Source organism: Tenacibaculum caenipelagi (genome assembly GCF_004363005.1).
GTDB classification, from domain to species: domain Bacteria; phylum Bacteroidota; class Bacteroidia; order Flavobacteriales; family Flavobacteriaceae; genus Polaribacter; species Polaribacter caenipelagi.
In genome coordinates, this window is sequence record NZ_SNYH01000002.1 from 275,825 (window position 1) to 289,647 (window position 13,823).

The following is a 13,823-nucleotide window of genomic DNA, read 5'->3' on the forward strand; positions in this document are numbered from 1 at the left end:
ATAATTTTAATGATATACCCAATTTGTTCCGTCGTACATTACTAAAGCAATGTTACTTCCTCCTTCAGATGCAACTCCTCTATACGCTACTGAACCTGCATCTGTTATCGTTGCTATATCTCCTGCAGATGGTGAAGAAGGTAAATTAGCGAAAGTTACTGGTGTTGTGTTTATTGATGTAGAAGTTAATTTACTTGTACTTATACTTCCTGCAAATTCAGAAGGTAATGTACTTTCTGATTTGATGAAATAAGAATTTCCATTTACAGTAGGTAAAGCATCGTTTCCTGCTCTTATATAAGCTAAATCACCTGTTACTGTAGCTGAACCTCCATCTATATCTAGATACATTACGCTTGCTTCCCCTACTGAACCATTTGTGAAGACTAATGAATTATGCTCTCCTTGCATATAATTAGCAGTAGCACCAGTGTTATCTATAATTGTTGATGAGCTAATACCTCTTAGATAATCAATAGTTGCAGCACCTGTAATTTTACTATCATTAGTTGTACCAACAACAAAATTTCCGTCACCATTACCTGAAGCTTCTCCTGTATTTTTAGTTCCATAAGCAAAATTAAAGTTGCTAGAGCTAGAATTTCTCCCCACTAAGTTACTTCCAGTAACCCCTGCATCTTCAACTGTAGAATTATTTACAACTCTGGCTACCAAGCCAAAAGTGTTGGTATTTGTATTAGAAGGCGTTGAAGAGGCTTGTCTATCTACATCAATAAATTGAGAAGCGTTGGTACTAGTAGAGGTTGATTTCTTTTTAACGGTAAAGTTTGAGCCTGCTATTCCTGAAGTGGTACCTAATGGATCAACTACTATTCCTTTACTATAAACTTCTCCTTCTGTATCTATATTACCTAATTTATCTACAGTAAAGGTGTTTGTTCCTTGGCTTTGTCCTACATAATTATATCCATTTGATGTAGTTTTTCCATTAGCAACTATGTTGTGACCGCTTGATTGGTTTTCAGCTAATACTCCAATACCGTCAAGAGCATTATAAGAATATATACCTGCGTTAGTATTACTTTGATTATTAGACTTTATCCCTATTCCATCACCATGGTTGTCGGATTCTATTCCTATTCCTGTTCCTCCTGAAACATTATTAGTATAAATTCCACTACCATTATCTGTATTCTCTAAATATATTCCATATCCAGAGAGTGAATTGTTTAAAAATATAGCTTCACCTGTGTTTGTGTTGTCTAAATAAATAGCATTTCCAGTCCCTATATTTTGTGCATATATTCCTGCTGAGAAGGCAGAATTAATAATATGCAATCCTACTTGACCATCAATTGAAACATTAGAAACTATATTATAATCTGTAGTTCCTGTATCAAACCTTTTAGTTCCTGTTATTGTTTCATTAGATGTTTTGTCAACAAAACCTGCTGCATCTTTACCTCCTATAGTCATTGCATCAACGTTTGTTAATTGACTTCCATTACCGTTAACATCTAATTTATTAGTTAACGTAGTTTCAATGTTTTGAACCTGATTAACAAATGCATCTGAGGTCTTTATAATTGGGTTATCTGGATCGGCATTATCAATCATAATATTTGTTCCTGCTTGATATTGAGGAACACTATCTTTTAAATTACTCAAATCTACTGTAAAAGTAGAGTTATCATCTCGTGTAAAGGTTGCTAATCCATTAGCATCAACAGTACCTGAAACCAAACGTGCTAAGTTGGTATTGTCTAAATACGGTGCTAAATCAATTTGTGATACACTTACCCCATCTTTTAATAAATCAACGGTGTTGGTTCCAGAAATAGGTGATAGGGTATATTCTGGTACTTGCAGCTCTGAGGCTACACTTACCTCTCCTGTTTCATCAATAACAAACCTACGGTTGGCTTCTCCTGCTTCTTGTTTACTATCTACATAGCTATCAATTAAATCGGCATACTGCTGTTGTGTTGGCTTATCGCCTGTTTCAAAAAATTTCTTTAAGGTTTCTTTGTTTTGTTTCATTTTTGTTCTTTTTTATCTGTTTTTAATTATTATTTTTTTGATAAAAAAGAGGCGCTAAAAACGAATGCTAGCGACTAAACTTTTTGTTTTTTTATTCTTTTTCTTCAAGCAAAGGCACTAATGTGTTTATAGAGTCATATACTCTATGTGCCTCCATCAAAGTAAAAACACCTTTACTTTGTGCATACTCTGTACATTTAATTAAAAATGTTAATGCTTCTTTTTGTTCTTTATCCATTATATATCTAAATTAAGGTGGTTACAATGTTTCCTGAGTTATCAATACTAATGCGGTATTGTTTTGTACCATCAGGAGTTGTTAATACCATCCCTTTACCAATACCCGTACTTATATAATCTCCTACTGTTGTTACTTCTTCTATGTTAGCATCTCCTAAAACAACTTGATTGGATTTTGTAGGTTGAGAATTTGCTCCAATAGTTGTTGTGTTTGTGATAATTAATTGTGGTGTAAATCCATAAGTTGTTCCACCATCAACACTAGTAATATCTTTTAGTGATTTTATAGTATTCGCATCAATTATTTCAAATTGATTTGACATACCTGCGACATTCGTTAAACCACCGAGTATATTTGAGTCTGAATGCATCAAGTTTATTTTATCACCAGTTGACCCAAATCCATGTGCTGTTATTGTTATGGTGTCATTTGCTAAATCTACAGCAGAACCTTGGAATGTCTTTGTTCTAGTTGCATCAGGTATGTAATCTCTGAAACTATCATAACCAAGTGCAGTATTAAAATCAAAATCATTATATCTTAATGCGCTTCCACCAATACCTACAGACTTATCACCAGTATTCCATTGACCAGAAAATCCACCCATAGTGTTAAAGTATGCACCTAAATTATATTCACCAGTCGAATATCCAAATCCATTTACATGAACTCCGATATTATTATAAAGTGCTTTACCTCCGATTGCACTTGAATATGCACCAGTGTTATTTTTCATTACTTGATAACCAAATCCATTTACATATTCACCAGTGTTATCATATAGAGCCTGGTATCCTACACCATTTGAATTTCTACCACTGTTATTATACAATGCACTACCTCCAATTGCTACACTATTGTTACCAGTATTATTTTTTCCAGCATAATTACCTAATCCATTAGAATTAGAACCAGCATTATCTTGCAAAGATCCATATCCAAAACCATTCGAACTAGTACCAATATTATTGTACAATGCATAACTGCCAAAACCATTCGAACTACTACCTGTATTTTGTCCTAATGTATATGTTCCAAACCCATTAGAATTAGAACCAGTGTTATTTTGTAATGCACTGTTACCAAACCCTGATGAATTTCCACCACTATTATCCAACAATGCATTATGTCCAAAACCACTACTTGCTGTTCCAGTATTATTCTGTAAAACACTATTTCCAAAACCAGTTGAATTGGAACCCGTATTATTCTGTAAAGCTCCATAACCAAATCCATTCGAATAGTCACCAGTGTTATTATAAAGTGCTTGATAACCAAATCCATTTACACTTTTACCCGTATTTTGGAACACCGCAAACTCACCTATACCATAAGAATTTCCACCAGAAATATATGATGAACCATCCCAATATGATTTTTGTTTAACAAATACTTGATTTGTAGTTTCTCTATCATCTAAAAATCTTATAGATATATTTTTATCTGTTACAGTAACTTCCTTACCAAGGATAATTCTATTATCACCTAAATCAACATCTTGTGTAGCACCAGTATAAGGCACTAAATTACTTACATCAGTAGCTCCTCCACCTGAAGCATTAATTATTGGTTGTAAAGGATCTGTATTATCAATTGTAATATTTGTTCCCGCTTGGTATTGAGGAACACTATCTTTCAAATTACTTAAATCTACCTTAAAAGTTGAGTTATCGTCACGTGTAAAAGTTGCTTGTCCATTGACATCCACAGTTCCCGAAACCAATCGTGCTAAATTTGTATTATCCAAATAAGGCGTTAAATCAATTTGTGAGATACTTACTCCGTCTTTTAATAAGTCAACGGTATTGGTTCCTGAAATGGGTGATAAAGTATATTCTGGTACTTGCTGTTCAGAAGCAATACTTACCTCTCCTAATTCGTCAATAACAAACCTACGATTAGCTTCTCCAGTGGGTTGTTTAGCATCAACGTAACTATCAATTAAATCGTAATATTGTTGTTGTGTTGGCTTATCACCAGTTTCAAAAAACTGTTTTAACGTTTCTTTGTTTTGTTTCATTTTTGTTCTTTTTTATCATTTCTAAATTGTTTTTGATAAAAAAGAGGCGCTAAAAACGAATGCTAGCGACTAAACTTTTTCTTTGTCATTGTTTTTATTTTTAGTACAACTAGCTTAATATCTCCTTTGATGTATATGAGAAGTTTATGTATAAAGTTTCATTATCCCAAACCCTATCTTTAATATTTATTCTTCCAAAATCATGTCTTACATAACAACCATAACTCTCATGAGCATGCATATTATAAACGGTTCCTGAGACAGAGACTCCAATAGGGAAACCGACAATATTAGGTGCTATATATACTTCACCATAAGTAGCTTGACCATCAGACGTTACGCCTGATAATATTATATCTACAAAAACACGATCTCCAATAGTATAATACTCACCTTTTACTTGTTGTACTGAAAATGAAGACCCTGTAGCAAAAAAACTAGGTGTAAATACACCTTCTGTAATATTAACTCTAGGAGCTGCATTAATCACTGGTTGCAAAGGGTTTGTTTCATCAATCATAATATTAGTTCCTGCTTGATAAGTTGGAACTTGCTGCTCTGAAGCAACACTTACCTCTCCTGTTTCGTCAATTACAAACCTACGATTAGCTTCTCCTGCTGGTTGTTGAGCATCAACATAGCTATCAATTAAATCGTAATATTGTTGTTGTGTTGGCTTATCGCCTGTCTCAAAAAATTGTTTTAAAGTTTCTTTGTTTTGTTTCATTTTTGTTCTTTTTTATCGTTTCTAAATTGTTTTTGATAAAAAAGAGACGCTAAAAACTGTATTTGTTAGCGGCTAAACTTTTTCTTTGTCGTTGTTTTTTTCTTTTTCAATTGTTTGTTCCAAAGTACTTTGCATACCTGCTTGTTTTAACAAAGTATGCAATGCTTTAAAAGGATTTACTCCATAAATTTTATTGTAATTTTCTAAAATTGACTTTATTTCTGTAATTGCTATAAAACCTGCTATTATTTTTAAAAAAGGAACTTCATTTACAATATGTTTTTCTAAAAAATAGGCTGATATAATTACCAAATTATAAATGAAAAACTTAGAAATGGTATGTCCTATTCGTTCACTTTTTATAGGAATTTGCAATTTTAATGAAGCATAAGCTCCTGTAATAAAATCAACAACTATTAATAGCATCATGGTAGTTAACACTCCATTTAAAGGCGACAATAAAGCAAGCAACCAAAAAATGAAATGCGAATATTTATCCATCTTTTCTCAGTTTTCTATAGTCTAATACCCTCTTTTTAGGATATGCTTTAATGCTTACACTATTACCTTGGTTACCTCCTAAAAGGTATACATAACGTTTCGTTTCTTTTATTAAGAATCCTACATGTCCTTTCCAACTAGTAGGATCTTCTCTCCATAAAACAACTACATCTCCTAACTGCGGATTACTAGTAGAAGTACCTACTGTTAACCAACTACGAGCTGTAAGTTTGTTTGAGTGTTCATAACCTGCTTTTTTAGCTACCCAATTAACAAAGGCACTACACCAAGCGGTTTCATCTTTAAATTTTGCGACATCGAATCCTAACGAGGTAAAGTAGTTTAAAATTTGTGGATGATCTTTTGTTCCTATAACTTCTTTTACTCCATACTGCGATAACGCTACTGATATTAAATTATTCATACAAATGTTTGATTTTTTAAAAGCGTTAGCAGACAAAACTTGTAAGTTGTTGATTCTTTTTCTTTTTTCTATACCTGAAAGGGGTTTAATCATAACTTTTTTGGGTTTCTGCATAACATTAACGGTTAATAATACATTGAACTGTTAGAAAAGCAAAGCAAAAATACAACATATTACAACAACAAACAAAACAAATTACAAATAATTATGTATTATGTTTTAATTTAGAGTTGTTCTAAACTACTTTTTTGAAAAAAAAGATCTTTCCGTTTTGAACTGAATCTGTATCAACAAATACACTGTGAACAGTATCAAACTGAATTGAAAAATTAGTTTCATAAGAAAGTATTTCAAAATACATTCCACTACCATTAATAACCACTCCTAGTTGGTTTTGTAAATTTTCTTTTTCTTCTTCACAAATGCATTCATTGGCAGTAACCAATAGGTTGCATTCTTTTTTCTTTCCTTTTACAATAGCACAAAAGGTCATTTGATAAACTTCCTTTTCAAAATTTTCTTTTGATGCTTTTCCATTGATAACCGACATGGATTCTGACAGGTTTACAGCATTTTTGTTACGTGTTATTTTAAATAACCGTTCATAATTAATTGTGGGGTTTTTCATAGCTTGAAGATTTTTACAATAATAAACATATTAACATATGTTTAAAAATCTTGTTAAAACACTGGTATTATTTTGTTAAAACAAGAATTCGTTACTTTTTCATTAGAATTTGTAACTCACTTTATAGCTTTGGCGAGTTACTCTTTTTCTTTTTCAAAAAAAAACCGCCTAAGATTTTAGGCGGTTTTTAACATTTTAATCTTTAATTTACATTATTTAATTTCCTTAGTCTTCTTCATATTTTTCTATATCTTCCAATCCGTTTATAAACTCTTCAAACGAATCACAAATAAATATTGGTTCTTCTGAAGTCCCATCCATATAAAAAGCATAAATAGCCCCAAAATCTTCTTCTCGCATCGAAATACAAAAATCATTTCCTCCAGCATCGAGTCCAAATGAAAACAGATATTTAGGTATATTATTTTCTAATACTTGATGAGTATCTATAGTATCATTCACACTTGGTAAAATAACATCTCCAGAAATATTAGTCCTATTATATGTCATATCAATACATAAAAACACATCTACCTCAAAACCATCTTCATAAGGGTTCCCATAAGCCGAAAGCTTTGGATAACCTCCATTATGTTTTAAAATAAAATCCTTGTAAGTATCAGGTAACTTAAGATTAAATTCATTAAGAAAACTATTAAATTCTTTTAAACTAATTGATTTTTCACTTTCCGTTATTTTAATATCTTTCATCTTATTTTTTCTTATTTTTTCTATTCTTATATATTAAATCAAAAAAATCTTCCCAAATACCAGCACCTCCTTTGTGAGGGCATGACCATCGGTGAACTTTAGTTTCAACAAGCTGCATTGTGCATTCTCCTGTAACTGGGTCATAATCATCCATATGATGCCATGTATAACCAGATGGTTTTTTACCTAATCCAACTTTTTTATTTGCAATCTTAAAATCCTGAGCATCAACACCTGTTAGTTTAATTTTTACTTTTCCATATTTTTCATCTCCTTTATACAAATATTTAGGAACACTTGAATAATCAGGCACTAATCCTCTTTTACTCCTGCGAATAAAAATCCCTCTACTTTTTAAAGCATCTTTATATTCATTAAATTTATTCGATTTTTTAATTATTTCTTCAATTAACTTAGCTAATTCATCATTACTTTTAGACAATACTTTTAAGTATTGTTCAATCTCTTTTTCATCTCCTCTAAAAACCAAAACACCTTCATTATCTACTACGTCAACATATTTATTTGCACTCCCTTTGGTTATTTTTAACTTTCTATTATTAAGTATTTTATCATACTTTATACTTAAGTCCTCTGCTAGCTCATTCAAGTAATTCTGAACTTTATTTTTACTACTACCTCCACTAACACGAATTTCATCAATTTTTTGAGCAAATTTTCGAATAGCATCTTCTGTTCCCTCGAGAATGGTTTTATCACCTTGTTTAATTGTATAAATGATTCCATCAGGACTTACTAAAACTTTACCTGTCTTTGGGTCTAGTTTCTCAAAAATAACAACTCCTAAATCATACAACAACTCTAAAACAGCTTCAAAACCTTTGAATAATTGATTAGCCACGTTTACCAACTTAACAACCAACTCATCAATCCATTTTTTAAGCTCACTTAAATGTTTAGGAAGGTTTTTTACAAACTCTTTGAGTTTTCTAATAACCGCAAAAAAAGCTTCTAAAGTTACTGTAACTGCTTTTGCTGTTTTTTTAGCAACTATTTTTCCTAATTCTTTGTATGATTGCAATACAGCTTTGATAGCTTTGGCTATATTGGTAGTTCCTCCTGTAGCTATAAACTCTATAACTTCAGAAGCTATAAAACCAACCAAAAATCCTATATAATAGCCTAGAGCACCTGGATCTATAGTAATTTTGGCGTTCGATGTCTTTGTAAATAACCCTACTATTAGTTTGGCAGTTGCCATAGGCATTTCTACTAAAAACTGCACCCACGCTTTTAGATTTTCTAATGTAAAAGCATTAAGTACTAAATCGATGAGGTTTTCAAAACCTTCAGCTAATAGTCGTAAGTAATGCCCTGGTTTTTCAAAGAACTTTCCTGCTTGGATTACAGCGTTTACAACGTCTACTAAAATAGCTAAAATATCAAAGATCGATTTAAAAAAATCAATGATACTATTGATAAGTCCTACAAGCAACCCATTAATAAAATCGTAAGTGTTTTGTATATTTCCTTTTAGTGCATCTAAAAACTCTTTGAGTATTTCAGGAATAAGTTTAAACAGTTTTGTTATGCGTTCACTTTTAAAGGGCATCAATTCTTTAAACAACCAATGCTTATTAAAGCGTTCGGTAAATTTTACTACAGGTATTTCTATAGGTGTTACAAAGGTTTTGTATATTGAGTTTGCTACTTCTTCAGAAGAAAAACTTTCATTAAACTTAATTTTAGGCAAAAGCGGATCGTACTTCGAATTCTTTTCTCCCTCTATTTCCGTTTTCCAATAGTTTTCTCCCAGTTTTAACTCGTCAATTTCTTCGCCTATATTTCTTAGAAATTTCGACAAATTGCTCAAAGTTACATCTGCACCCCAACGTACTACCTTCCCTCCTTTAGCCAGCACCAAGAAAAATTCACTTTCTCCAGTTTTATTAAGCTCTTGCTCCAACATTTTACTCAGCTCATTGGTAAACACATCCACCCCATAAGCTCTAGCAATTTCTGCAATTCGAGTTCTATTAGTTTCTATAAGAGAACCTACATTTTTTCCTTTTCTGATTCTAAACACTGTACCAAATAGGTTACTTCCCGAGCTACGCTCCATGAAAATAACCACCTCATGTGCACTAACCTCTCGTATAGTATCATAGGCTTGTAATAGTTGCGCACCATCTTCAGAAATAAACAAGGTAACAAAAGCATCATACTCGAAACTTTTTATATCTCTACGTGTTGGTGATGGGTTCGCATTTACAATTACTTCCTCTAAATCGATACTATTATCAAGCTGTATATAAAACTTTTCGTTAATTTTGTAATATGATAATGTTCCGTTATCAAAATCAAAGATTGTATTCTGAATAAATACAAAGTTTTCATCATTTTCTTCGTATTCTAGTTTACTAATTTGTCCATAAGGCGGGTTATTCTCTAGAAAAAAATCACCATATTCACCAGACAATCGGCTATTAAAATGAATTAACCATTTATCTGGAGTTTTTACTCCTTTTTCAATTTCTACATATATATTGGGGCTAGGCGTTTCTGTTTCTTTTATTTTGTTTTGTTGGATATCTGAAAACACCACCAAATCTTTAAAATTGGTTTTGTGTTTAAACTGTTTGAGTCCATATTCATGAGCATGCATATTTTTTTGTTTTTTAAGGTTATTAAAAAACAAACCTTACCCAACCCTCCTCTTTAAAAAGAGGAAGGAACTAAAAACTATCCTAAAGTTTTAATGATTTTTTACAGGTAAGGTTTGCAACTGTGTGTATAGAAGAGGTTTTCTAAAAAATCATCATTTCGTATGAAATGAAGAAATCTTTAACAATTAAGTTACTTTTTGTAAGATTCCTTTTTAGATTACCTCTTACTGCACTTATGCTACATTGTTGGTTTCTCCCACAATATCATAATCTACACCGTCTAATGCATCTCCAATTTTATCAGTACTCGATTCAAATAAAGTATGGTCTCCACAATCTGTATTACATGGCAAACCTCCTTCTTTTAACACTACAGAATCTGCTTGTAACACAGTTAAAGTTGTTGGTACACGCGTTTCCCAAGTACCTTCCACTTCACCTTCAATAGTTTGCATTTCTTCAGCAACAGATACATACAAGTCATCATCCATATCAGTAACCATACCTTGACCTAACCAAGTCTCTCCTGTTTTCATATACCAGTTTACAGCCTCTTCAAAACCTGGACGCACAGGTACTACAGCCCTTGCCATACCACTTTGTAAAAAGGCTTGGAAAATAGGATCACTACCTTCGTTATACTCAAAATTGGCATCCCAATTATCTTCAGCTCCATAAAAATAAGGATAGAATGTATATGCCATAATTTCCCAGTCAAACGCTTGCTCGAAAAATTTTACCGTTTTTGCATGTTCTTGAAACTTTTCTGTCCTTACTACATGTTTTGAATTTACATCTCCATTATCATCTTTGTAGTTATCACGAGCAGTAATCACTTCTTTATGCTTTATTAAATCTAATGCAATACGTTTTAATTCACGTTTTTCAATACTACGGTTAATTTGAGAACTTAATTCTTTTTTCTTTTCATTAGATTTGTCTTCTGTAGTTTGAGATTGCATAAATTCATTATACTCTAATAACCGTTCATTGTATGCATCCATAATGGCTTTATAAGCCTCATTTTGCCATTGCTCAATACCTTGCTTAGCTAATTCACACTTTATAACTACATTTAAACTACCTGTGAAAAAATCAACTTGTGTTGCTGAGACCGCAACACTTCCAGAATGCCCTAACATATCCTTAGTAGCATCATTATGTAATTTCGGTTGATTTTCTCTATTTGATATTTTTACATTTCCTACATTGATAAAGAAGCCTTTAGCATTTGCTGCCTTATCATCTTCTACCCCTGAATAACTTACACTAACCTCTAACGACTCATAGCCTTCAGGAATTTCTATTTTTCCCGTAATTGAAGACGACTCATAAGCATTTACTGTTTTGGTTGAATCTAACTTAAAAGATTCACTAACATAAATTTCTTTTGTTGGTTTTACTTTTATTTCTGCATTATATTCAGAAGCTAAAAGCTGATAATTATTTTCATCTAGTTCTTTTGAGCTACTAATTGCATAGGTACTATGTAGTTTACTTGGATGTATTGGTTCCTTAAGAACCCTTAACCCTTCAAATGTTGTTTCTTTTCCTTCTCCATTTTTTAAATACGATTCAATATAAAACTTCGCTGGCTCTGGTAACGCAAATTCATACATTAAACGTTTTCCGTAATTAATTAATTTATTTTTGTAAATCTTATCTACCCAACGATATACTCCTGTAACATGCTTATCTCCTTTACGGTTGTCAAATCCATGCGTATTATTCTCTTCATACTCACGTAACATACGAGACGTACGTTTTGTACTAATTTTTTGCACTACACGTTCCAAAGCTCTTTCTGTAACCTCTTGCGCATAGGTTTGTGCTTGTAAATTAGAGTCAGAAGCAGAAGTTGATGAAGAGTTATTATAATTAACTCCTGCAGAAAATCTAGTTTTAGCAAACTCTGTAGATACACTGGCATTAGCTCCAAAGCTTGTAGCATTGTCACTATTTACAATAGAAGAAGCTTCATTTTGTAACTCATTACGCTCAGTAGAAGTTGTATCGGTTAGGTTTTCTACTTCTTTTTCTGTTGTTTTCTCTGTAATCTGCTCAGATACTGTCAGATTTCTTGTAGAACGCTCTTTATATTCGCGTGCCATGATATTTTCTATATGCGACACTTCTCCAGGCACATAACAACAAACTTCTTGTTCTACACGTCTAAAATCGGCAATCCCTAGTTGAGAAACACCATATAACACAGTCTTTTCTGCCCCCCCTTCAGCTGTATCCTCTGTCGTTCCAGTATCTTCTATAACTTCTACTGCAACTCCCGAATAAGTTCCTCTATAAATAGAAGGACCAAAAATCCTATCATATTCTGTAATGAAAAAACTAGTACTAAAGCTTAATTTTACACCATTACTAAGAGTTAATTCTCCTGAGAATGTACAATTTTTTGTTGGCATCGGATATAAACTTCTCCACTCCGAAAAGAATTCTAAATTTAACAAACCATTCACCTCAGATATCTTTCTTACTAAATTCTTTGAATATATAGTCCCTACACTATCCGTAAGTTGGTACGACGCTTCAACTACATCAACATCAGGTCTACCAACATTTAAACTCATTAAAATTGTATTAGCACTATATGATGAGGTTGAATTTACACTACCTGTGTAAGAATACAAGTGAGCACTCCTCATAGGATCAATAGTTAATGTAGTGCCTCCTAAACTAACTTTTTGAACGTCTTGTGGCGTTTTACTGTATACTAATTCATTTTCTTTTTTAATTTTATCTCTTAAAATAGGTTTTATTTCATTAAAAGTATCATATGTACTTAGTTCATTGGAATTTAATAGCTCTAATGTTTTAACAGAAAATGTACTAGTGGATTCATCCCTATCGATTTCAGGAGCACTTTCAAACTCAAATTTTGGTAATTCTAAATCAGGATAAATTTTGTGCTTTTTTAATAACCCTGTTTTTTCTTCAAATACCGTTTGAATATCTGGTATAGCTTCTTGTCGTATTTGCTCAATAGTCGCGTCATACGCTTTTAACTCAGTACTATACCTTACATTTTCCGCTTTTTTATATACAATTTCTGCTTGCTCTAACTCTTTTAAAGAAGATTCATATTGTTGAATTTTATCATTTGCAGACGCAACTTCTAAGTGAGCTTGCATATACTCTTGAGACATCTTTGATACAGCTGGTTCAGTATACGAAAACTTGTTTTGTTTAGCAAGTACTACTTCTTTTGGAATAATAACACTTGCATTAGCTAAACGTACAAACTCTTTTTCATTTTCTTCGGTAAAAACAATTTCTCCCTCTGTACCTTCCGTAAAACTATTAGCAAAGGCATTAAATGCTTTTAAAAACTTATTGGCAACCAATACCTGAATTACCCCTTCTCTAACTGCTACAGACTCTTTACTAATGGTTTGGTGAAACAAGTTTTCCCACAACACAAACTCTTCACTAGTGGTAAGTTCTTGTGCTGCATTCAAGTTAGCTTCAACTCCTGCGTATGATAATACTGCCTTATTACGCATTAACCATCCTGAAAACTGATACAATGCTTCATGCATGTTTTTAATTTCAAGTCTGCTAGCTATAGGTGTAAAACCAGTACTGTAAGCTCCTTTTAGGGCTGTTTTTCTTTCTTCATCTGTAGTAGCTCCTTGTACTGCTTGAAAAGCTAAACTTTCTGCTTTTTTTTCTTCTGGAAATGAAACAAATCCGGTTTCTTTGTCTTCAATTAATTGTGGACTACGTAATGTTACAAACCTAAATAGGTTTGATTTGATTGGTTCTTTACTCATTTTAATAAATTTTAATTAATTTTTAATCAAGCTCAAAAAGAGCCCTGTTTAGTTGCTTTTCTAACAGTTCTTTTTTCTTGATCTTGGTTTTTATTCAAAAAATTGTTTGAATAAACGAGTATAGATTTCAAAAAAATGAAGAAAATCAAGTTGAA

General features: G+C 32.3%; 10 protein-coding genes. All 10 read right to left on the reverse strand.

Annotated features, from left to right (window positions below; all coding sequences use genetic code 11):
- Positions 1 to 6 precede the first annotated feature (6 nt).
- Positions 7 to 2,001 (reverse strand): beta strand repeat-containing protein, encoded by a 1,995-nt coding sequence (locus DFQ07_RS04785; RefSeq protein ID WP_133535137.1) that lies wholly within the window; start codon positions 1,999 to 2,001, stop codon positions 7 to 9.
- A 91-nt stretch (positions 2,002 to 2,092) separates the two neighbouring features.
- Positions 2,093 to 2,239: a hypothetical protein gene (locus tag DFQ07_RS15490; protein ID WP_166627719.1), complete on the reverse strand. Its 147-nt coding sequence runs from the start codon at positions 2,237 to 2,239 to the stop codon at positions 2,093 to 2,095.
- A 7-nt stretch (positions 2,240 to 2,246) separates the two neighbouring features.
- Positions 2,247 to 4,262, reverse strand: a complete 2,016-nt coding sequence (locus DFQ07_RS04790; protein ID WP_133535138.1) for a beta strand repeat-containing protein — start codon at positions 4,260 to 4,262, stop codon at positions 2,247 to 2,249.
- A 109-nt stretch (positions 4,263 to 4,371) separates the two neighbouring features.
- Positions 4,372 to 4,989 carry a hypothetical protein gene (locus DFQ07_RS04795; protein WP_133535139.1) on the reverse strand — a complete coding sequence of 206 codons (618 nt, stop codon included), beginning with the start codon at positions 4,987 to 4,989 and terminating at the stop codon, positions 4,372 to 4,374.
- Positions 4,990 to 5,061: 72 nt separating this feature from the next.
- The gene (locus tag DFQ07_RS04800) at positions 5,062 to 5,490 is read right to left on the reverse strand and encodes a phage holin family protein (RefSeq protein ID WP_133535140.1); all 429 of its coding nucleotides are present in this window, start codon (positions 5,488 to 5,490) and stop codon (positions 5,062 to 5,064) included.
- Positions 5,483 to 6,007, reverse strand: a complete 525-nt coding sequence (locus DFQ07_RS04805; RefSeq protein ID WP_317126687.1) for a TIGR02594 family protein — start codon at positions 6,005 to 6,007, stop codon at positions 5,483 to 5,485. Before DFQ07_RS04805 ends, DFQ07_RS04800 begins: the two co-directional genes overlap by 8 nt.
- Before the next feature lie 142 nt (positions 6,008 to 6,149).
- Positions 6,150 to 6,542 carry a hypothetical protein gene (locus tag DFQ07_RS04810; RefSeq protein WP_133535141.1) on the reverse strand — a complete coding sequence of 131 codons (393 nt, stop codon included), beginning with the start codon at positions 6,540 to 6,542 and terminating at the stop codon, positions 6,150 to 6,152.
- Between the two features lie 225 nt (positions 6,543 to 6,767).
- Positions 6,768 to 7,253 carry an SMI1/KNR4 family protein gene (locus DFQ07_RS04815; RefSeq protein ID WP_133535142.1) on the reverse strand — a complete coding sequence of 162 codons (486 nt, stop codon included), beginning with the start codon at positions 7,251 to 7,253 and terminating at the stop codon, positions 6,768 to 6,770.
- 1 nt (position 7,254) lies between these two features.
- The gene (locus tag DFQ07_RS04820) at positions 7,255 to 9,879 is read right to left on the reverse strand and encodes an HNH endonuclease signature motif containing protein (RefSeq protein ID WP_133535143.1); all 2,625 of its coding nucleotides are present in this window, start codon (positions 9,877 to 9,879) and stop codon (positions 7,255 to 7,257) included.
- A 234-nt stretch (positions 9,880 to 10,113) separates the two neighbouring features.
- On the reverse strand, positions 10,114 to 13,668 hold the full coding sequence (locus tag DFQ07_RS04825) for a hypothetical protein (protein WP_133535144.1): 3,555 nt from the start codon (positions 13,666 to 13,668) through the stop codon (positions 10,114 to 10,116).
- Positions 13,669 to 13,823 lie beyond the last annotated feature (155 nt).